The organism is Gordonia sp. NPDC003424 (assembly GCF_053588655.1).
Map to the genome: position 1 here is coordinate 124,240 of NZ_JBSFQJ010000002.1, position 19,452 is coordinate 143,691.

Annotated in this window: 20 protein-coding genes; 12 read left to right on the forward strand and 8 right to left on the reverse strand. The window is 67.4% G+C overall.

Annotated elements, in window-relative coordinates:
- Positions 1–18 precede the first annotated feature (18 nt).
- From wzm to glfT1, 3 genes are read left to right on the forward strand one after another with little or no spacing between them, the layout of a single operon-like run.
- On the forward strand, positions 19–879 hold the full coding sequence (gene wzm, locus ACWDTI_RS03260; RefSeq protein WP_449736602.1) for a galactan export ABC transporter permease subunit Wzm/RfbD: 861 nt from the start codon (positions 19–21) through the stop codon (positions 877–879).
- Positions 880–891: 12 nt separating this feature from the next.
- Positions 892–1,701, forward strand: a complete 810-nt coding sequence (wzt, locus tag ACWDTI_RS03265; protein ID WP_449736603.1) for a galactan export ABC transporter ATP-binding subunit Wzt/RfbE — start codon at positions 892–894, stop codon at positions 1,699–1,701.
- The gene (glfT1, locus tag ACWDTI_RS03270) at positions 1,698–2,663 is read left to right on the forward strand and encodes a galactofuranosyltransferase GlfT1 (protein ID WP_449736604.1); all 966 of its coding nucleotides are present in this window, start codon (positions 1,698–1,700) and stop codon (positions 2,661–2,663) included. The genes wzt and glfT1 overlap by 4 nt, the downstream gene beginning before the upstream one ends.
- Positions 2,664–2,741: 78 nt before the next feature.
- Here glfT1 and ACWDTI_RS03275 read toward each other — a convergent pair whose 3' ends face one another.
- Positions 2,742–4,151: a DHA2 family efflux MFS transporter permease subunit gene (locus tag ACWDTI_RS03275; RefSeq protein ID WP_449736605.1), complete on the reverse strand. Its 1,410-nt coding sequence runs from the start codon at positions 4,149–4,151 to the stop codon at positions 2,742–2,744.
- Positions 4,152–4,205: 54 nt separating this feature from the next.
- Here ACWDTI_RS03275 and ACWDTI_RS03280 point away from each other — a divergent pair, with 54 nt between their 5' ends.
- The 3 genes from ACWDTI_RS03280 to ACWDTI_RS03290 all read left to right on the forward strand — a co-directional run bounded on the left by ACWDTI_RS03280 (position 4,206) and on the right by ACWDTI_RS03290 (position 6,421).
- A complete protein-coding gene (locus ACWDTI_RS03280) occupies positions 4,206–4,682 on the forward strand; it encodes a winged helix-turn-helix transcriptional regulator (protein WP_449736606.1) in 477 nt (158 codons plus the stop codon).
- Between the two features lie 42 nt (positions 4,683–4,724).
- Positions 4,725–5,414 (forward strand): SDR family oxidoreductase, encoded by a 690-nt coding sequence (locus ACWDTI_RS03285; protein WP_449736607.1) that lies wholly within the window; start codon positions 4,725–4,727, stop codon positions 5,412–5,414.
- A gap of 128 nt (positions 5,415–5,542) precedes the next feature.
- Positions 5,543–6,421: a TIGR03619 family F420-dependent LLM class oxidoreductase gene (locus tag ACWDTI_RS03290; RefSeq protein ID WP_449736608.1), complete on the forward strand. Its 879-nt coding sequence runs from the start codon at positions 5,543–5,545 to the stop codon at positions 6,419–6,421.
- Between the two features lie 50 nt (positions 6,422–6,471).
- Here ACWDTI_RS03290 and ACWDTI_RS03295 read toward each other — a convergent pair whose 3' ends face one another.
- The 3 genes from ACWDTI_RS03295 to ACWDTI_RS03305 are packed head-to-tail and all read right to left on the reverse strand — an operon-like array spanning position 6,472 to position 9,267.
- Positions 6,472–7,887: a phytoene desaturase family protein gene (locus tag ACWDTI_RS03295; protein WP_449736609.1), complete on the reverse strand. Its 1,416-nt coding sequence runs from the start codon at positions 7,885–7,887 to the stop codon at positions 6,472–6,474.
- 9 nt (positions 7,888–7,896) lie between these two features.
- Positions 7,897–8,400, reverse strand: coding sequence for a GtrA family protein (locus ACWDTI_RS03300; protein ID WP_449736610.1), 504 nt, complete (start codon positions 8,398–8,400; stop codon positions 7,897–7,899).
- Between the two features lie 36 nt (positions 8,401–8,436).
- Positions 8,437–9,267 (reverse strand): aldo/keto reductase, encoded by an 831-nt coding sequence (locus ACWDTI_RS03305; RefSeq protein ID WP_449736611.1) that lies wholly within the window; start codon positions 9,265–9,267, stop codon positions 8,437–8,439.
- Between the two features lie 132 nt (positions 9,268–9,399).
- On the opposite strand from ACWDTI_RS03305, the gene ACWDTI_RS03310 reads away from it, so the two are divergent.
- The 6 genes from ACWDTI_RS03310 to ACWDTI_RS03335 are packed head-to-tail and all read left to right on the forward strand — an operon-like array spanning position 9,400 to position 17,127.
- Positions 9,400–10,611 carry an alpha/beta hydrolase family protein gene (locus ACWDTI_RS03310; protein WP_449736612.1) on the forward strand — a complete coding sequence of 404 codons (1,212 nt, stop codon included), beginning with the start codon at positions 9,400–9,402 and terminating at the stop codon, positions 10,609–10,611.
- A gap of 7 nt (positions 10,612–10,618) precedes the next feature.
- Positions 10,619–12,172 (forward strand): phytoene desaturase family protein, encoded by a 1,554-nt coding sequence (locus ACWDTI_RS03315; protein ID WP_449736613.1) that lies wholly within the window; start codon positions 10,619–10,621, stop codon positions 12,170–12,172.
- Positions 12,173–12,194: 22 nt separating this feature from the next.
- On the forward strand, positions 12,195–13,619 hold the full coding sequence (locus ACWDTI_RS03320) for an FAD-binding protein (RefSeq protein ID WP_449736614.1): 1,425 nt from the start codon (positions 12,195–12,197) through the stop codon (positions 13,617–13,619).
- A 50-nt stretch (positions 13,620–13,669) separates the two neighbouring features.
- On the forward strand, positions 13,670–14,431 hold the full coding sequence (locus ACWDTI_RS03325; RefSeq protein ID WP_449736615.1) for a decaprenylphospho-beta-D-erythro-pentofuranosid-2-ulose 2-reductase: 762 nt from the start codon (positions 13,670–13,672) through the stop codon (positions 14,429–14,431).
- 9 nt (positions 14,432–14,440) lie between these two features.
- Positions 14,441–16,378: a galactan 5-O-arabinofuranosyltransferase gene (locus tag ACWDTI_RS03330; protein ID WP_449736616.1), complete on the forward strand. Its 1,938-nt coding sequence runs from the start codon at positions 14,441–14,443 to the stop codon at positions 16,376–16,378.
- Positions 16,375–17,127: an MBL fold metallo-hydrolase gene (locus tag ACWDTI_RS03335; protein WP_449736617.1), complete on the forward strand. Its 753-nt coding sequence runs from the start codon at positions 16,375–16,377 to the stop codon at positions 17,125–17,127. Before ACWDTI_RS03330 ends, ACWDTI_RS03335 begins: the two co-directional genes overlap by 4 nt.
- Before the next feature lie 5 nt (positions 17,128–17,132).
- On the opposite strand, the gene ACWDTI_RS03340 is transcribed toward ACWDTI_RS03335, so the two are convergent.
- The 4 genes from ACWDTI_RS03340 to aroQ form a co-directional block, all read right to left on the reverse strand.
- Positions 17,133–17,474: an ArsR/SmtB family transcription factor gene (locus tag ACWDTI_RS03340; RefSeq protein ID WP_449736618.1), complete on the reverse strand. Its 342-nt coding sequence runs from the start codon at positions 17,472–17,474 to the stop codon at positions 17,133–17,135.
- Positions 17,467–17,916: an SRPBCC domain-containing protein gene (locus ACWDTI_RS03345; protein ID WP_449736619.1), complete on the reverse strand. Its 450-nt coding sequence runs from the start codon at positions 17,914–17,916 to the stop codon at positions 17,467–17,469. The genes ACWDTI_RS03340 and ACWDTI_RS03345 overlap by 8 nt, the downstream gene beginning before the upstream one ends.
- 90 nt (positions 17,917–18,006) lie before the next feature.
- Positions 18,007–18,963, reverse strand: coding sequence for a DUF389 domain-containing protein (locus ACWDTI_RS03350; RefSeq protein ID WP_449736620.1), 957 nt, complete (start codon positions 18,961–18,963; stop codon positions 18,007–18,009).
- 4 nt (positions 18,964–18,967) lie between these two features.
- Positions 18,968–19,429 (reverse strand): type II 3-dehydroquinate dehydratase, encoded by a 462-nt coding sequence (gene aroQ / locus ACWDTI_RS03355; RefSeq protein ID WP_449736621.1) that lies wholly within the window; start codon positions 19,427–19,429, stop codon positions 18,968–18,970.
- Positions 19,430–19,452 lie beyond the last annotated feature (23 nt).

A 19,452-nucleotide genomic window follows, 5' to 3' on the forward strand; every position in this document is an offset into this window, starting at 1 on the left:
CTTGTAAGCTGTGTCCCCGTGTCATCGGTAGTCAACGACGAGATCCCCGCGCCGCAAGCCGCAGCGGACTCCCGCACCCTGCGGCGAGCCGTCACCGACCTCGGCGACGGTCTGCGCAATCGAGAGCTCTGGCTGCACCTGGGATGGCAGGACATCAAGCAGCGCTACCGTCGTTCGGTCCTCGGGCCGCTCTGGATCACCATTGCGACCGGCGTCACCGCGATCGCGATGGGTCTGCTCTACGGCGAGCTGTTCGGGATGGATCTCCGGCAGTTCCTGCCCTACGTCGCGCTGGGCTTCATCTTCTGGAACTTCATCCAGAGTTCGATCCTCGAGGGCGCCGAGGTGTTCTCCAAGAACGAGGGCCTGATCAAGCAACTCCCGGCACCGGTGAGCGTGCACGTCTACCGCGTGGTGTGGCGGCAGCTGATCATCTTCGCGCACAACGTGGTGATCATCGTGATCATCTTCGTGATCTTCCCGCCGCCGCTGAGTTGGAGTGTGCTGCTCGTGGTTCCGGCGATCGCGCTGTACGTGGTGAATGCGGTGTGGGTGTCGATCGTGTTCGGCATCCTGTCGACCCGGTTCCGCGACATCGGCCAATTGCTCACCACCGTCGTGCAATTGGTGTTCTTCATGACCCCGATCATCTGGACCACCCAGAGCCTGGGCAGTGCGACCGGCAAGGAGTCGTCGCGGCTGAAACTCGTGGAGCTCAACCCGATGTACCACTACCTCGACATCGCGCGCGGTCCGCTGCTCGGACAGTCGGTCCCCTTCTACCATTGGGCGATCGTGATCGGCTGCACCGCGGTCGGTTGGCTGATGGCCATGTTCGTGATGCGCAACTACCGTGCCCGCGTGGCGTATTGGGTCTAGGACGGACGAGAGATGGCAGCTGAGACCGAGGTCCGCGTCGACACGTGGGACGCGTGCGTCGACTTCCCGATCTTCGACGCGAAAACGCGTTCGCTGAAGAAGTCCGTGATGGGCGCCGCGGGCGGGGTGATCGGGTCGAACTCGTCGAACGTCGTGGTGGTCGAGGCGCTCAAGGGCATCAACCTGCACCTGCGGCATGGCGATCGGGTCGGCCTGGTCGGCCACAACGGTGCCGGCAAGTCGACGCTGCTGCGGTTGCTCTCCGGTATCTACGAACCGACCCGGGGTGCATGCCGGATTCGCGGGCGCGTGGCGCCGGTGTTCGATCTCGGTGTCGGCATGGACCCGGAGATCTCCGGCTACGAGAACATCATCATCCGCGGGATGTTCCTGGGCATGACGCGCAAGGAGATGCTCAAGAAGATCGACGACATCGCGGAGTTCACCGAACTCGGCGACTACCTGCAGATGCCGCTGCGCACATACTCGACGGGTATGCGCGTGCGGGTGGCGCTCGGCGTGGTGACCAGCATCGACCCGGAGATCCTGATCCTCGACGAGGGGATCGGGGCGGTCGACGCCGACTTCATGCGCAAGGCCCGCACGCGGTTGCAGGCGTTGGTCGAACGCTCCGGAATCCTGGTGTTCGCCAGCCACTCCAACGAGTTTCTCGCGCAACTCTGCGACCGCGCACTGTGGATCGACCACGGGCAGATCCGCATGGAGGGCGGGATCGAAGAGGTGGTCGGCGCCTACGAGGGCCCGAAGGCCGCCGAGCACGTTCGCAAGGTGCTGGCGAACCTGGAAGCCAAGAACCAGTGACCGACCGGGTGATCGCCGTGGTGGTGACCCACCGGCGGGTGGAACTGCTGGCACAGTCGCTGGCGGTCGTCACCACCCAGGATCGGCCCGTCGACCGGCTGATCGTGGTGGACAACGGGAACGAGGCCGCGGTCGCCGATCTCGTGGCCGCGCAGCCGGTTCCGACGACCTATCTCGGATCGGAGCGAAACCTCGGCGGCGCAGGCGGGTTCGCGCTCGGCATACTGCACGCGCTGGCGCTGGGCGCCGACTGGATCTGGTGTGCCGACGACGACGGCCGGCCCGACGGGCCCGCCGTGCTCAGTACCCTGCTCGAGTGCGCGCAGCGCCACGGCCTCGACGAGGTGTCGCCGGTGGTCGCCAACATCGACGACCCGGACACGCTGGCCTTCCCGTTGCGGCGGGGGCTGGTGTGGCGGCGCAAGCGTTCGGAGTTGTTTGCCGACGCCGGGAGCGGAGCGAGCGGGGCGAATACCCGCGACGCCGGGAGCGGGTCGAGCGGGTCGAATGTTGCCGATGCCGACGATCTCCTTCCCGGCATCGCGTCACTGTTCAATGGCGCCCTGTTCTCCGCGAGGGCGATCGAGGAGATCGGCGTCCCCGATCTGCGCCTGTTCTTCCGTGGCGACGAGGTGGAGATGCATCGTCGGTTGCAGCGGTCGGGACTGAGGTTCGGCACCTGCCTGACCGCCGGGTACCTCCATCCCGACGGTTCCGACGAGTTCCGCCCGATTCTCGGTGGCCGGATGCACACCCAGTACCCGGACGATCCGAAGAAGCGGTACTTCACCTACCGGAACCGCGGCTACCTGATGAGCCAGCCCGGCATGCGCAGGCTGCTTCCTCAGGAGTACGCCCGGTTCGGCTGGTATTTCCTGGTCCAGCAACGTGACCCGAAGGGCTTCGCCGAGTGGGTCCGACTGCGCCGGCTCGGCCGTCGGGAACGGTTCACCCGGCCCTGACGCCCGCAGCGGTACACAGATGCGGTGTCACAGCGAGTTCGCGTCAGTAGCTGACGCGAACTCGCTGTTGTGCCGCGTCTATACACGCCGCGGCGGGGTCATCCCGATCGCCGCGACCGCGGCACCGAGTGCGACGATCGCCAGCGCCCACCAGGCGTTCTGAAAGGCGCTGTGCGCCGCGGCGAATCCTACGGGTGTGCCCAGAATGGCGACCAGCAGGCTGACGCCCAACGCCATCCCGATCTGCCGGCTCATGTTGACCACGGCGCTGCCGGTGGCGGCCTGATGGGCGGGGAGTTCGGCGGTGGCCGACGACAGGATCGACGGCAGCGCAAGCCCCACCCCGATTCCGCCGATCAGCCAGCCGGGCAGGATCTCGGTCGCGTAGTTCGGGGTCTGCCCGACCGACAGCGCGATCAGTACCCCGCCGAAGCCGAACAGCACACAGCCGGCAGCGACGATGGCGCCCACCGGGATTCGCGCGCTGAGCCGATGCGCGACGGCGGCGAAGATCGGCACCATCAGCGGTCCGGTCGAGACCGCGAAACCGGTCTTGATCGCCGAGTATCCCCAGACCTGTTGCAGCCACAGGATATTGGCGAGTAGTGCACCCGCGAAGGGGATGGCGAACAGCACTGCGGTCAGGTTGGAGAAGGCGAATGACCGAACCCGCAACAACGCCGGGTCGATCACCGGGACCGCATGCCGCGCGGAACTGACCACGAATCCGGCGAACGCGATCGCCGCGACGACCCATGCGCCGATGATGCGGCCGTCGGTCCATCCCCAGTCGGTGCCTTGGACCAGGCCCAGGGTCAACGCGCCGATGGCCACCGCGAGCAGTCCGGCGCCGACGAGATCCGGTAGCGGCGACTGCGATTCGTCGACCGATCGGGTGATGACCAGCGCGCCGGCGATCAATGCCGCGATGCCCACGGGCACGTTCACCAGGAACACCCACCGCCAGGATGCCTCGACGAGCAGGCCACCGACGGCCGGACCGAGTGCGGCGGCGAGTGCACCGGTCGCCGCCCAGATGCGCACGGACCGGGCGCGGACCGCGAGGGGCATCGTCGACACCACCAATCCGAGGCTCGCCGGGGTGAGGATGGCCGCACCTATCGCCTGCACGACCCGGAAGGCCACCAGCCACCAGATGCCTCCGGCGAGCGCGCACGCGACGCTGGCCGCGGTGAACAGCGCGAGACCGGTCAGGAACGCTCCTTTGCGGCCGTAGCGGTCGGCGATCCGGCCGGCCGGCACGAGCAGTGCGGCGTAGATGATCGTGTACGCGTTGAGCACCCAGGACAGTTCGGCCAGGCCGACGCCGTGGAAGTCGTGGCCGATGTCGTCGAATGCGACGTTGACGATGAAGACGTCGAGGCTGGCCATGAAGGCCGCCAACGAGAGCACGAGCAGCACGATGCCCGGGCGGTGCGGAGTCGATACGCCATCGCGGGCGGATCGTCGATCAGTGAGTTCTGTCATGCAACCCATAAGATCAGACTTGAGTTGCTTCACGCAACCCATTAGTCTGAACTCATGCGCCGCGCCTCTTTCGCCGACATGAACTGTTCGGTCGCCCAGACCCTGGAGATCATCGGCGAGTGGTGGACGCTGCTGATCATCCGCGACGCGTTCTTCGGGGTGACCCGATTCGACGACTTCTCCGAGCGCCTCGGCATCGCGCGCAACGTCCTCACCCAGCGACTCGACACGCTCGTCGCGCATGACGTGCTCACCCGGGTGCCGTACCAGGACAAACCTGTGCGGTACGACTACCGACTCACCGAGAAGGGCCGCGACCTCTGGACCGTGCTGACCGCACTGCGGCAGTGGGGCGACAAATGGGCGGCACCCGACGGCGCACCGGTGGTGGCCACGCATCGCGACTGCGGACAGGTCATGACCGTCGAGCCCGTGTGTTCGGCGTGCGGGGAGCCGGTGACCCGCGCATCGCTCTCGTTGCACCGCGGGCCGGGCGCGCGCGCCGGGAATCCGTTCCCCGACCGTCCCTGATCGCCCAATCACGCCACCGCTCTCGACACGAGGAGACCCCCCATGCTCATCACCGGCCACACCGTCCTGGTCACCGGCGCCTCCGCCGGCCTCGGCCTGCAGTTCGTCACCGAGGCACTCGACCGCGGTGCCACCAAGGTCTATGCCGGGGCGCGCCGCGACATCCCGATCACCGACGACCGTGTCATCCCGTTGCGACTCGACGTGACCGACACCGCGAGCATCGCCGCCGCGGCGGCCGCCGCTCCCGACGTCGACATCCTGATCAACAATGCCGGTATCAGCGCCGCCGGCTCGCTTCTCACCTCACCGGTCGCCGACATTCGAAAAGTATTCGACACCAACGTCTTCGGGGTCCTGGACATGACCCGCGCGTTCGCCCCGATCCTGGCCGCCCGCGGCGGGGGCGCGGTGATCGACATCGCGTCGGCGCTGAGTTGGATCGCCACGCCGGGTGCCTACTCGTCGTCGAAGGCCGCCGTGTGGGGATTGACGAACAGCCTGCGGGCCGAGCTCGCCGGCCAGGGGACACAGGTGCTCGGCGCCCACCTCTCGTACGCGGCCACCGAGATGACCGAGTCACTCGATGTGCCGAAGCTGTCGCCGGAGACGGTGGTCGCGCAGATCTTCGACGCTCTCGAAGAGGGAGCAGACGAGGCGATCGTCGACGACATCACCGCGGCGGTTCGGGCCTCCCTGTCCACCAACACCACCGCGGCGCTGGTGCCCTAGAACACCGGCCGTCACCCCGTCGGCGCCGACGACGGGGTGGTCCACGCGACCTCCGACCGAGACGGCACTATCCAAAGAATTAGAACGTGTTCTACCCTCGGTGGTGAGACGACGACCCGAGGAGCACGATGCGATTCACCTTCGCCGAGGCGATGACCGACCCCCGCTACTACGCACCGCTGGCGCAGGCGGCCGAGGCGGCCGGGTTCGACGGCTTCACCATCCCGGACTCGCTGGCCTACCCCGCCGAATCGGACGCGACCTACCCGTACACCCCGGACGGGAACCGGGAGTTCCTCGACGGCAAAGCCTTCATCGAGACGTTCATCCAGGCGGCCGCACTCGGGGCGGTGACCTCGACGATCCGCTTCACACCGTTCGTGCTGAAGCTGCCGGTGCGCCCACCGGCGCTGGTCGCCAAGCAGGCGTCGTCGGTCGCCTACCTCACCGACAACCGCCTCGCGCTCGGCGTCGGCACCAGTCCGTGGCCGGAGGACTACGAGTTCATGGGAGTCGACTTCCGTCGCCGCGGCAAACGGATGGACGAGTGCATGGACATCATCCGCGGGCTGACCAGCGGTGACTACTTCGAGTTCCACGGCGAGTTCTACGACATCCCGAAAATCAAGATGACCCCCGCGCCGACCGAGCCGCTGCCACTGCTTGTCGGCGGCCACGCGGACGCCGCGTTGAAGCGCGCGGTCATCCGCGGCGACGGCTGGATGCATGGCGGCGGCCCCGGTGAGGAACTCGACGCACTGCTGGAGAAAATCGCCGACCTCCGCAAGGCGGAGGGCACCACCAACGACCCCTTCGAGATCCACGTCATCTCGATGGACGCCTACTCGGTCGACGGCTGTAAACGACTGGAGGACAAGGGGATCACCGACGTCATCGTCGGATTCCGGATGCCGTACATCACCGGCGACGACACCGAGCCGCTGCAGAAGAAGATCGACCACCTCAACTGGTATGCGGAGAATGTGATCGCGAAGGTCAAGAGCTGACGTCAGGCCCTCGGCATGGCACGCAGTGCGGATGGGGCGGGACGCAGGGGTCAGTCGTCGAGATAGCGCAGCGCCGCGTGCGCCGCATGATGGCCGCACATGCCGTGGACGCCGCCACCGGGCGGTGTCGCCGACGAACACAGGTAGACACCGGAAACCCCGGTGGCATAAGGGTTTCGCGTCAGCCTGGGACGAGCGATCAAGTGCCGCAGATCATTCCGACCGCCACCGATGTCGCCACCGATGTAGTTGGCGTTGGACGCCTCGAGCTGCCGGGTGGTCGTGCCCGCCACCGCCACGATCCGGTCGGCGAACCCGGGCGCGAACCGTTCGATCTGCGCCGTCACCGCGGCGGTCGCGTCGCCGCTGAATCCCTGGGGCACATGGGCATACGCCCACAGCGGCTTCACGCGACCCGGGGCGCGGGACGGGTCGGCGAGCCACTGCTGACCGACCAGGACAAACGGACGGTCGGGCATCTGCCCGGCGGCGATGTCGGCTTCGGCGGCGACGATGTCGTGCAGATCGCCACCGAGATGAACGGTGCCGGCCCGCGCACAGTCCGCGTTGGCCCACCCGACCTCGCCGTCGACGAGATAATCGACCTTGAATGCGGCCGGGCCCGGCCGATATTGCTGGAATCGTCGAGAGATCCTCGGCGGCAGCCGGTTTCCGAGTATGCCGACGGCGGCCCGGGGCATCACGTCGAGGAGCACGAGGTCGGCGGGGGCCACGTCGTCCAGGTCGTTCACCGGGGTGCCGGTGGTGATGCGACCGCCCGCGTCGATGAGTGCCCGCGCCAGCGCGGTCGTGATCGCCGACGACCCACCCTGGGCCACCGGCCATCCGTGCCGGTGACCGGCGGCCAGCAACATCAACCCCGCGGCCGCGGAGCCGGGGCGGTCGAGGCGGGTGAAGGCGTGCGCCGCCACACCGGTGAACAAGGCGCGCGCCTCCGGGGTGCGAAACACCCGCGCCACCGAGGTGGCCGGATAGAGGGCGCGATTCCCGAACTCCGCCAACCGGATCGGATGCCGCGGGAACCGCAGGAGCGGTCCGAGGATGTCGTCGGCGAGTTCGTCGAAATCGGTCGCGCCGCTGGTGAACACGTCGCGCCAGGCCTGCCCGTCGACGCCGAGACCGATGGCGGTCTCGGCAACGGACCGATGCAGGAGCGCCGCGTGGCCGTCGTCGAGCGGGTGGGCGCAGTCGATCTCCGGACGTGCCCACCGCAACCCGTATTGCTCGAGCCGCAGCGCCCGGAACGCCGGCGATCCGGCGCCGAGCGGATGGAAGGCCGAACAGTGGTCGTGGATGATGCCGGGACGGAAGATCGCACCCGATCGGGTGCCGCCGCCGATCGTCTCGGCGGCCTCGACGACGCGCACGTCGCATCCGGCGCGGGCCAGGATGACCGCCGCCGTCAAACCGTTGGGTCCACTTCCCACAACGACGGCAGTGGTCATCCGGAGGCCCTACCGGATCCGGAAGATGACCAGCCGCTGGACCACGAAATTGATCACCGTGGCGGTGCCCTGCGCGACGACATAGGCCGCGAAACTGTAGACGAGTTCCACCGGCCACAGATGTGAGAGCCAGGTGTAGAGACCGACATTCACGAAGAACGTCACTCCGTAGAGGGCGGCGACGGCCAGGAATCTGAGGAAGCTCGGTTCGGCCTCGAACGTCCACCGCCGGTTCAGTAGATACGCGGTCGTCGTGCCGAGGATGAAGCCGAACGACTTCGCGATCCAGAACGGCGTCCCGACCACGTACTGGAGAAAGATGGTCAGACCGAAGTCGAGCACACCGGACCCGGCACCGGTGATGGCGAACCGGATGATCTGCGTCTTCAGGTCGACGTTCGTCGACGCCTCGCCGTCGCCCAGCGGCAGCTCGATCGGCAGCGGCGCGTGCGGAGAGCTGAAGTCTTCATGGCGCGGATGACCGTCGGCGGCGCCGGACTCGGGTCGAGACACCCTGTCACCCTACCGGTTGCGTTCTGGCGGCCACCGTCAGAACGCTTCCTCGACGTCGGAGTCCGGTGCGGCTCGTTCGCCGCGGTCGAGGGTGTCGAGGCCGGCGAGGTCGTCGTCGCTCAGCTCGAAGTCGAACACGTCGGCGTTCTCCGTCTGCCGACCGCTGTGCGACGACTTCGGGATCACGCTGATGCCGTTCTGCACGGCCCACCGCAAGGCGATCTGGGCGGGTGATTTGCCGTATTTCCGGGCGAGGCGGATCATCACCGCATCGGACAGCACGCCGTCCTTGCGTCCGGTGGGACTCCAGGCCTGGGTATGAATTCCCTTTTCCGACATGAACTTTCGAAGCTCGGTCCGCGCGAACGCGGGAGAACACTTGATCTGGTTGAGGGCCGGCCAGCGGCCGGTCTCGTCATAGAGCGCCTGCAGATGATGCCGCTTGAAGTTCGAGACGCCGGCCGTCGCGATGAATCCTTCGTCGGCCAGGGTGAGCAGGGCTTTCCAGGAGTCGACGGTGCGTCCGAGGGACGGATTGGGCCAATGGATCAGGAAGATGTCGATGTGCGCGACACCGAGGCGGCGTGCGCTCTCCATCGCCCCGTTGATCGCCTCGTCGAATCCCTGGTCGCCGCCGCCGAGTTTGGTCTGTAGGACGACATCACTGCGCGGGACCCCTGATTCCACGACGCCCATCCCGACGCTGCGTTCGTTGCTGTACCGACTCGCCGTGTCGATCATCCGATATCCGCCCCGCAGAGCGGTGGAGACCGCGGCGACATTCGGGCGACCCATCATGCCCGCAGTCCCCAGCCCGACCATCGGAATCGAGAACCCGTTGTTGAGCTCGACTGACGGAATGTCCACCCACAAAGAATAGGCCCAAGCCGACATTTCGGTGACGAGGTCGGGCCCTTCGCGGCGCTCGGCGGCCCACCCCGCTCCCTGAGGCGCGAGGCGCCAGCCGAGCCTCGAAGGGTCGGGTCTAGGGTCCGACAGATGATGTTGCGCACCACCCGCCGAGCCCTCGCGGCGATCGCTGTCGCCCTGGCCGCCGCCACGACGCTGACCACGGCGACCGCCGCGGCGGCCCCACTGCCGGCGACCGCGGCGCCGAACTGGTCGGGCCTCGATGTCCGCGACTACTCCGGCCCGGTACCCGCGCGTGCGGGCACGCTCATGGCGACGGTCCCGCTGGCACCCGGGCTCGGCATCCCGGGCGCGGCACGCGCCTACCGGATCCTGTACGCGACACCGAATCAGCACGGCACGATGGCCACCAGCACGGGCGCGGTGTTCCTGCCCCCGGGCACTCCCCCGCCCGGCGGCCGGCCGGTGATCGCGTGGGCACACGGCACCACCGGCCTCGGCGACGAGTGCACACCGTCGGCACAGCCGCGCAGCGCCCGCGACTCGGCCTACCTCGCGCACTGGCTGCGTCAGGGGTACGCCGTGGTGTCGACCGATTACGTCGGCCTCGGCACCCCGGGCCTGATGAGCTACCTGAACGGCGAGACCGAAGCGCATTCGATCGTCGACTCGGTGAAGGCCGCACAACAGATGGGGCTGCCGCTGTCGAAACGCTGGGTGATCGTCGGCCAGTCGCAGGGCGCCGGGGCGGCGCTCAACGCCGCCCAGCGTGCCACCGCGCTCTCCCGCGGGTCGGGTCTCGACTACCGCGGGGTCGTCGCGACCGGCACCCCGGCCAACATCGAGCAGGTCGTCGCACTGGGCGGACCCGCATTCCCTCCGGTGACGCTGCCCGCCGGTCTCAACACGTACGCGACCTACATCATGGCCGGATTCATCGAGGCCCGGCCCGACCTGCGGCCGCAGTCGGTGCTCACACCGCTCGGCGCCTCCCTGGTCGACCAGGCGCGGCACCTCTGTTACCCGGAGATGGTCGCACTGATGACCGGCCGCGACCTGCGCACCCTCTTCCGGGCGCCGATCGACAGCATCCCGGGTATACGACCCGCGCTCACGGAGTACATGGGCACCCCGTACCGCGGATACGACCGCCCGATCTTCCTCGGACAGGGCCTCTTGGACACGGATGTCCCTGCGCCGTCAGCGCTTTCGCTGTACGCGCAGATGCGGGCGGCGGGCCAGCCGGTCGAACTGCACGTCTACCCGACCAAGGACCATTCGGGCACGGTACTCGCGTCCATGCCGGATTCCACTCCCTTCGTGGCGCGCATCCTGCGATGATCGGGCCGTGGCCCACTACGACGACATCATCATCGGCGCCGGGCACAACGGCCTGACCGCCGCCGCCTATCTCGCGAGCGCCGGCCGGTCGGTGCTGGTGCTGGAGAAGGCCGATCACGTCGGCGGTGCCGCGGTGTCGGCGATGCCGTTCGCCGGACTCCCCGCGCGGCTGTCGCGCTACTCGTATCTGGTGTCGCTGATGCCGCGGGAGATCATCGCCGACCTCGGGTTGGACATCGCGCTCATCCGGCGCCGGTATTCGTCGTACACCCCGCTGCCCGGCGATCCCGCGCGCGGCATCCTGGTCGACAACGAGGACCCCGACGCGACCGCCGAGTCGTTCCGTCGGGCCACCGGGTCGGACACGGTGTTCACGGCGTGGCAGTCGTTCTACGCACGGATGGGCACGATCGCCCAACGGGTGTTCCCGACGATGCTCGAGCCACTCCGGTCGGCCACCGAGATGCGGGATCTCGTCGCCGGCCTGACGACCGGTGGCCTCGACTCGAGCGAGGCCGAACTGTGGGAGTCACTGACCTCGCGGCCCCTCGGCGAGCTCCTCACCCAGTATTTCGACGACGACACGGTACGTGGCATCGTTGCCACCGACGGGCTGATCGGCACCTTCGCCGACCTCGACGACCCGACGCTGCAACAGAACATCTGCTTCCTCTACCACCTGATCGGCGGAGGCACCGGCGACTGGGACGTCCCGGTCGGCGGGATGGGTGCCGTGTCGGGTGCGCTCTACCAGGCGGCGAGCGCCGCCGGCGCCGAGATCCGGACGGGCGCGCGGATCGTCGGCGTCGATCCCGGCGACGGCACCGTGGAGTTCGAGGCCGGCACCGTGACCGGATCCACGCTGTATGCGGCCTGCGCTCCGCAGGTCATCAACGCGTATCTCGACGACCCGATCGACACCGAGCACGAGCCCCGCGGATCACAGCTGAAGGTCAATCTCCTGCTCGATCGGCTGCCCCGGCTGGCCGATGCGTCGATGAATCCCGAGGTGGCGTTCGCCGGGACATTCCACATCAACGAGACCGCATCTCAGCTGCACGAGGCGTGGCGGCAGGCCGACCGCGGCGAGGTGCCGGATCTTCCGCCGTGCGAGATCTACTGCCACACCCTGTCCGATCGCAGCATCCTCGGACCGGAGCTAGCCGGCAAGCACACGCTCACGCTGTTCGGGCTGCACATGCCGCCCGAGGTGTTCGACGAGCCCGGCGCGGTGGCCCATGCCGTGGGCGCCACCCTCGCATCGTTGAATTCCGTGCTGGCCGAACCGATTCAGAACGTGATGGCGCACGATGTGTCGGGCAGTCCGTGCATCGAGGTGAAGACGCCACAGGATCTCGACGAGACCCTCGGACTGCCGGGCGGCAACATCTTCCACCGCAGCCTGCAATGGCCGTGGGCGGAGTCCGATGACCAGGTCGGCACGTGGGGGGTGGAAACCCGCCATCCGCGGCTGCTGCTGTGCGGGGCCGGCGCCCGTAGGGGCGGTGGGGTCAGCGGCATACCGGGGAGAAATGCGGCGGTCAAGGCTTTGCAGAGCTAACCGCCGAGTACGCTCACAGGCGATGACTACTCACGAGTTGTTGCCGATCGAGACCCGCAGGCTGGTGGGCTGGGGCCGCACCATGCCGATCGAGGGGCACGTCCTCTCGACCCCATATCCCGAGGTCATCGCCGATGCGGTGGCCCGGGTGGCCGACCAGAACGCGGACAAACCGGCGTATCTGAAACGGGGTGTGATCGCGCGCGGCCTGGGCCGCTCCTACAACGAGTCCGCGCAGAACGCGGGTGGTCTCACCATCGACATGACTCCGGTGAACCGCATCCGGTCCATCGATGCGGATGCGGCGACCGTCGACGTCGACGCCGGGGTCTCACTGAACGACCTGATGATCGCGGCGCTGCCGTACGGGCTGTGGGTGCCGGTGCTGCCGGGTACCCGTCAGGTCACCGTCGGCGGCGCCATCGCGCACGACATCCACGGCAAGAACCATCACAGCCAGGGCAGCTTCGGCAACCACGTCCTGGAGATGGATCTCCTGGTGGCCGACGGCCGTATCCTGACGCTGCGGCCCGGCGGCTCCCCCGACGACACCGACGGACAACTGTTCTGGGCCACGGTCGCCGGCATCGGTCTGACCGGCATCATCCTGCGTGCCACGATCAAGATGAAGCGCACCGAGAGTGCCTACTTCATGGCCGACACGTTCACCACGACCTCGCTCGACGAGACGATCGATCTGCACCTCGAGCAGCGCTACGAGGACGGATTCGAGTACGCGTCGGGCTGGTTCGACACCATCAGCGGACCGCCGAAACTCGGGCGCGGCTCGTTCTCCCGCGGCAACCTCGCCACGCTCGACGAACTGCCGCCGAAACTGCAGTCCGATCCGCTGAGCTTCAACCCGAAGCCGCTGATCTCGGTGCCGGACATCTTCCCGCGGGGGCTGGCCAACAAGTTCGACTTCTCCCTGGTCGGCGAGGCCTACTACCGCATGGGGTCCAACAAGATGGGCCAGATCAAGAGCCTCGCGCAGTTCTATCACATGCTCGACGTGATCGGGGACTGGAACAACGCGTATGGCCGGGGTGGTGGTTTCGCCCAGTACCAGTTCATCGTGCCGACCGGCAACGAGCCCGAGTTCAAGCAGATCATCCTCGACATCCAGTCGTCGGGACACGTGAGCTTCCTCAATGTCATCAAGCTGTTCGGTGAGGGCAACCAGGCCCCGCTCTCCTTCCCCTTCAAGGGCTGGAACGTGTGCCTGGACTTCCCGATCAAGAAGGGCCTGAACGAATTCCTGCAGGAGATGGACCACCGCGTGATGGCGATCGGCGGTCGTCTCTACACCGCCAAGGATTCGGTGACCACCGCCGCCAACTTCCACGCGATGTACCCCCGCATCGACGAGTGGCTCGCGGTCCGTCGTCGCATCGACCCCGAGCACGTCTTCGTCTCGGACATGGCGCGTCGCCTCGAACTCGTCTGATTGTCGTAAATCTTTGATTTCCAACGGTTTTCACAAGGAGAAGTAGGAATATGATCAATGCCGTCGGCGTGCCGCGGTCCGTGCTGGTGTTGGGCGGCAGCTCCGAGATCGGGCTGGCCATCACTGCGGAGTACCTGAAGAAGGGTCCGATGCGCGTGGTCCTGGCCACCGTCCCGGGCGACCCGACGGCCTCTGCCGCGGTGGAGAAGATGGAGAAGGCGGGCGCGTCGAGCGTCGAGCAGATCGACTTCGACGCGCTGGCCCCCGACACTCACGCCGCGGTCCTCGATCAGGTGTTCGGTGGCGGCGACATCGACGTGGCCATCGTCGCGTTCGGTATCCAGCCCGACGACGAAAAGGCCTGGCAGGACCAGAAAACCGCGCTCACCGAGGTCGGCATCAACTACACCGCGGCGGTGTCGGTGGGCGTGCTGCTCGGCGAGAAGATGCGGGCGCAGGGCTTCGGCCAGATCATCGCGATGAGTTCGGTGGCCGGAGAACGTGTGCGGCGCAGCAACTTCGTCTACGGCTCCACCAAGGCCGGCCTCGACGGCTTCTACCTCGGACTCGGGGATGCACTGCGCCCCGACGGAATTCATGTCCTCGTCGTCCGCCCGGGACAGGTGCGGACCCGCCTGTCGGCGCATGTGGCCGAAGCACCGCTGACGGTGGAGAAGGAAGACGTGGCGCGACTGGCCGTGGCCGCCGCCGACAAGCACAAGGAAATCGTCTGGGCGCCCGGCGCATTCCGGTACGTGATGATGGTGCTGCGGCACGTCCCGCGACCGGTGTTCCGCCGCCTCCCGATCTGATCTGCGACGGTGCCCACCACACAGGTCGCCGGCCGCACTCGAGATGTCGCCGAACTGGTCGTCGGCGCGGTCGTCGGCGCCCTGGTCGCCGTCGTCGGACTGAAGGTCATCTCCGCTGTCGACTGGCCGGCGTTCAACGCCTCCAACGTCACTCGCGCTCTGACCACGGTCGGGCAGGTCGCGGCGATCACGGTACTGCTCGTCGCGGTGCTGCTCTACCGTTTCGGTCGATCGCGATGGCTGATCAGTCTGTTGTCGGCGCTGGGGGCCTCGGGTCTGGTCACCGTGAGCCTCGGCATGCCCCTCGGCGCGACGCGCCTCTACCTGTTCGGGCTGTCGGTGGATCAGGAGTTCCGCACCGAGTACCTGACCCGGATGACGAGCAGTCCGCGTCTGGCGGACATGACGTATCTGCATCTGGCGCCGTACTATCCGGCCGGGTGGTTCTGGGGTGGTGGGCGCTACGCGAATCTCGTGGGTGTCCCGGGGTGGGAGGCCTACAAGCCGTGGGCGATCCTGTCGATGTCGGCGGCCGCGGCAGTGGGTGTCCTGTTGTGGAACCGACTCGTCGGCGCCGACCGCGGCATCGCGGTGGCGCTGGCGGTCACCGTGATCACGGTGATGTACGCGTCACCGGAACCGTATGCGGCGGTACTGGTTCTGCTCGGCACGCCGATGCTCGTCACCCTGCTGTACGCCCTGCGGGGGCGGTCGCGGAACGCCGACGGCCCGATCGGCGGACTGCGATCCGGCACCAGTTGGCCGGCGGTGATCGCGGCCGGCGCGTTCCTGGGACTGTCGGCCACGTTCTACACGCTCTACACCGCCGTGTTCGCGCTGACAGCCGGGGTGATGGCGCTGTATCTGTCGGTGCAGGGCTGGTTTTCGACGGCGAACAAGGCGGATCCATCCGTCGGGTCTCACCGGCGCTCGGTGCTGGTGGCGGTGTGGGGTCGACTGGTCGTCGTCGGTGCGATCGCCGGCCTGATCGCCCTGCTCGTGTGGGCACCGTATCTGTGGGCCCGAGTGCGCAGTCAACCCGCCAGCGGCGGCACCGCCGAACACTACCTGCCCGAACGCGGTGCGATCCTGCCGCTCCCGTTCCTCCACCTCACCCTCGTCGGCGTGATCACCCTGATCGGGTTGATCTGGATTCTGCTCCGATTCCGGCAGCGCACCATCGCGCTCGCCTTCGGGTTGACCGTGGTCACCATCTATCTGTTCTGCCTGCTGTCGATGGCGGTGACCGCGGGCGGCAGCACCCTGCTGTCCTTCCGGCTCGACCCGATCCTGAACGCCACACTGGCGGCGGCGGGCGTGTTCGGCGTGGCCGAGATGGCACGCTGGGCGGTGGGCCGGTTCGGGGATGTCCGCTTCGCCGTCGGCGCGGTCGCCACCATCGCCGCCATCGGCCTGGCACAAGGGATTCCGGGTTTCCTGTCGACGGAGATCAGCACCGCCTACACCGACACCGACGGTTACGGCGAGCGCGCCGATCAGCGTCCGCCGGGTGCGGAATCGTACTTCCCGGAGATCCATCGGCTGATCGCGAAACAGACCGGCAAGCCGGCGACAGGCAATGTCGTGCTCACCGCCGACTTCGGCTTCCTCTCGATCTATCCGTACTGGGGATTCCAGGGACTGACGTCGCATTACGCGAATCCGTTGGCGGAGTTCGACAAACGTGCCGCCACCATCGAGCGATGGTCGAAATCGACGTCGCCCCAGGAGCTGATCACGAAGCTGAACAACTCACCCTGGACGCCACCGAACGTCTTCCTGTTCCGGTACAGCGCAGACGGATACACGCTACGGCTCGCCGAGGACGTCTACCCGAACGACCCGAATGTCAAGCGGTACACCGTGACGTTCGACCCGGCGGTGTTCGCCGATCCACGCTTCGAGGTCACCGAGGTCGGACCGTTCGTCCTGGTGGTGCGCCGATGATCGGCAAGTTCACGATCAGCAGGGTCGACGCCGGGTCGTCCACCGCTTTCCTGGTGTCCACCGGTGTGGCGAACTGGGTTCTGCTGCAAGAGGGTTCGGACATCACGCTGATCGACGGCGGATATCCCGGGCAGGCGTCGGCCGTCGAGGAATCGATCCGCAGCATCGGCGCACGGCCCGAGGACATCCGCGGCGCGCTGCTCACACACGCACACGTCGACCATCTCGGCGGGCTTGCGCGTCTGCACGACCGGTACGGCTTCGACGTGTACATGGACCCCGTGGAGGTCGCGCACGCCAAGCGCGAATACCTGCAGCAGGCCGGGCCGGGCGACATCGCACCCCTCGCCTACCAGCCGCGCGTGCTGCGCTGGCTGGCCGCGGTGACGCCGCTGGGAGTGTTGAGCCGGAAGGGTATTCCGGATGCGGAGGCCTTCCCCGATCCGCTCGACCTGCCCGGCCGGCCGGTGCCGGTCACCGCGCACGGGCACACCGACGGCCACAGCGCCTACCTCGTGGCCGACGGTGAGGTGCTGGTCAGCGGTGATGCCCTGGTGAGCGGACATCCGATCTCCGCGATCGCCGGGCCACAATGCATTTCGAGCGCATTCCAGCACGACGAGGCGGCCGCGCGACGAACCGTCGAATCGTTCACCGCGCTCGATGCCACCACGCTGTTCCCCGGCCACGGACCTCGGCACGACGGTGGGGTGGCCACGGCCGCACGCCGGGCGCTCGAGGTGAGCTGACGCGCTCAGCCGTCGTGCGGCGGGTTCTCCGCCAGATCCTTGATCCGGTCGAGTCGACGGTCCCACCCGCGGGCGATCGAATCCAGATGTCGGGCAAGGCGACTCAGGGTCGCGCCCACCGGCTCGTAACGAATCTCACGACCCACCTTGATCGGCGTCACCAGGCCGACCTCTTCGAGCACCCGCAGATGCTTGGCGATCGCCTGCCGGGAGATCGGCAGTTCGGCCGCCAACCCGGACGCCGATGCCGGAGAATCCGAGAGCTGCACCAGGATTCGCCATCGGCTGTCGTCGGCGAGCGCGGCGAACAGGTCGACGGGGGCGTCGGCGACGTCGGGGTCAGGCACGGGCAGCGGTCCCGGTGAGGTGCGCGCGTGCCAAGTCGAGTTCGACCTTCCAGCCCTCGGTGTGGTCGTCGAATCGGGCGCGCCGATTGGCCTCCGGTTCGGACAGCGAGGCGAAGCCACTCTCGGCGACCTTCAGTACCACCCCGGAATCGGATGGGGTGAGCCAGAATTCGATGAGGGTGGACGAACTCGCCAGGTCGTCGGCGTCGATGTGCCAGCGGAAGGCGGCGTAGTTGGGCTCGTCGAGTGCGACCGTGCGGAACGCGAACTTCCCGTGTGTCGGGTCGTAGACGTAACTGACGTCGCCCTCGCGTTCGATGCGGTGCTCGGTGATCTCGCGGTTGTTGCCGAACCATCCGGGCTCGCTCACGAGTGCCCACACATTCGCCGCCGGTGCGTCGATGGCGATCTCACGCTCGATGCGGTCGTATTCGGTGTTCATGGGGTGCCTCCTCGGCGATGGATTGGATTATCTGCAACTCCATAGTTGCACATAGCTCCCAGTAGTGCAACCGCTTAGTTGCAGTAGGTGTCAGTCCGCGCGCAGCGCTCGCGCTCGGGCGACCCGTCGGCGCGAGAACGGTTTCCACACCACCCGTTGCGTCCACAAAGTCGCAGCACCGGCCAGCGTCATCCCCACGATGTTGATGACGAGCTGAAATCCCGATCCTCGAACCTCGTGCCACTCCGCGAACGCCGCGGCCAGGGCGAGGTTGCCGGCGGCGGGAATCGTCGTGACCGAGATGAAGACGCCGGCCAGCGCACCGGTGCGCGCCGAGGTGATCGACAGCACCCCCGCCACCGCGGCCAGGATCGCCACGATGAGCGACCACCGGGACGGCGAGTAGATGAACTCGGTTTCCGGATGGTGGGTGATATCGGCCTCGGTCACCCAGCCGAGACCGCGCGCGACCAGGGAGGCGAGCAGCGTCAGCACGATGGCGACCGCGAACCCGATGATCAGGGTGGTCGTCGCCCGGCGCAGCAGGTGCCATCGCCGGAGAACCAGTGCGACCCCGATCGCGGTGATCGCTCCGAACTCGGGACCGAGGACCATCGCACCGATGGTCAGGATCTGGGAGTCGAGGACCACCGCGATCGCCGCGAGCATGGTCGCCAGCGTCATGAAGCCGAGATAGATGAAGTCGAGTTCCGATTCGTCGTAGGCACGACGTCCGACCTGCGCCCAGACGACCGCGTCCGATCCGAAGCCCGGAGACCGGCGGTCGGCGTCGAGTGCGGCCTGCGACAGGTAGGTTTCGACCTCCTCCACCCGAACCGCACCATCGCGCGGGATGCCGAGGTCATGGAGATCATTGATGAGGTCGTCGGCCGCCTCTCGCGCGACGTCGATCTTCACGATGTCACCCACGGGTTTGACCGATGCTCCGCGGACCAGGGCCACCGAACTCACCGCCTTGTCGTCGGCCACCAGCGCCAGCACATCGTCGGTGAGGTGCGCGGGCGAGGCGAGCTCGATGTGCAGCACCTGCTCAGCCGACCAGCTCGACCAATCGACGAATGGCGAACTCGTAACCGCGGATTCCGTAGCCGACGATGATGCCCGCCGCGATGGGCGACACGTAGGAGTGGTGCCGGAACGCTTCCCGCTTGTGGACGTTGCTGATGTGGACCTCCATGATCGGCACCTCGGGGATCACCAGCGCGTCGGCCAGCGCGACCGAGGTGTGCGTCCAGCCGCCCGGGTTGATCACGATGCCGCTGATCTGACCGCGGGCCTCGTGAATCCAGTCGATCATCTGGCCTTCGTGGTTGGTCTGCGCGGCGCGAAGGCCGTAGCCGAGTTCGGCGGCAGTGCGTTCGGCGAGGTCGACGACATCGGCCAGCGTGTCCGCACCGTAGACCTCGGGCTGTCGCACCCCGAGCGTGTTGAGGTTGGGGCCGTTGAGCAGCAGAATCGGCAACGGTTCGGGGCTCGTCTCGGTGTCGGCCATGGGTCTCACGATAGATCAGGCGT

Coding starts and splice junctions, on each gene's coding strand:
- wzt (WP_449736603.1), top strand. CDS start 892: ATGGCAGCTGAGACCGAGGTCCGCGTCGACACGTGGGACGCGTGCGTC.
- ACWDTI_RS03275 (WP_449736605.1), bottom strand. CDS start 4,151: ATGACAGAACTCACTGATCGACGATCCGCCCGCGATGGCGTATCGACT.
- ACWDTI_RS03280 (WP_449736606.1), top strand. CDS start 4,206: ATGCGCCGCGCCTCTTTCGCCGACATGAACTGTTCGGTCGCCCAGACC.
- ACWDTI_RS03285 (WP_449736607.1), top strand. CDS start 4,725: ATGCTCATCACCGGCCACACCGTCCTGGTCACCGGCGCCTCCGCCGGC.
- ACWDTI_RS03290 (WP_449736608.1), top strand. CDS start 5,543: ATGCGATTCACCTTCGCCGAGGCGATGACCGACCCCCGCTACTACGCA.
- ACWDTI_RS03295 (WP_449736609.1), bottom strand. CDS start 7,887: ATGACCACTGCCGTCGTTGTGGGAAGTGGACCCAACGGTTTGACGGCG.
- ACWDTI_RS03310 (WP_449736612.1), top strand. CDS start 9,400: ATGATGTTGCGCACCACCCGCCGAGCCCTCGCGGCGATCGCTGTCGCC.
- ACWDTI_RS03320 (WP_449736614.1), top strand. CDS start 12,195: ATGACTACTCACGAGTTGTTGCCGATCGAGACCCGCAGGCTGGTGGGC.
- ACWDTI_RS03325 (WP_449736615.1), top strand. CDS start 13,670: ATGATCAATGCCGTCGGCGTGCCGCGGTCCGTGCTGGTGTTGGGCGGC.
- ACWDTI_RS03335 (WP_449736617.1), top strand. CDS start 16,375: ATGATCGGCAAGTTCACGATCAGCAGGGTCGACGCCGGGTCGTCCACC.
- ACWDTI_RS03345 (WP_449736619.1), bottom strand. CDS start 17,916: ATGAACACCGAATACGACCGCATCGAGCGTGAGATCGCCATCGACGCA.
- aroQ (WP_449736621.1), bottom strand. CDS start 19,429: ATGGCCGACACCGAGACGAGCCCCGAACCGTTGCCGATTCTGCTGCTC.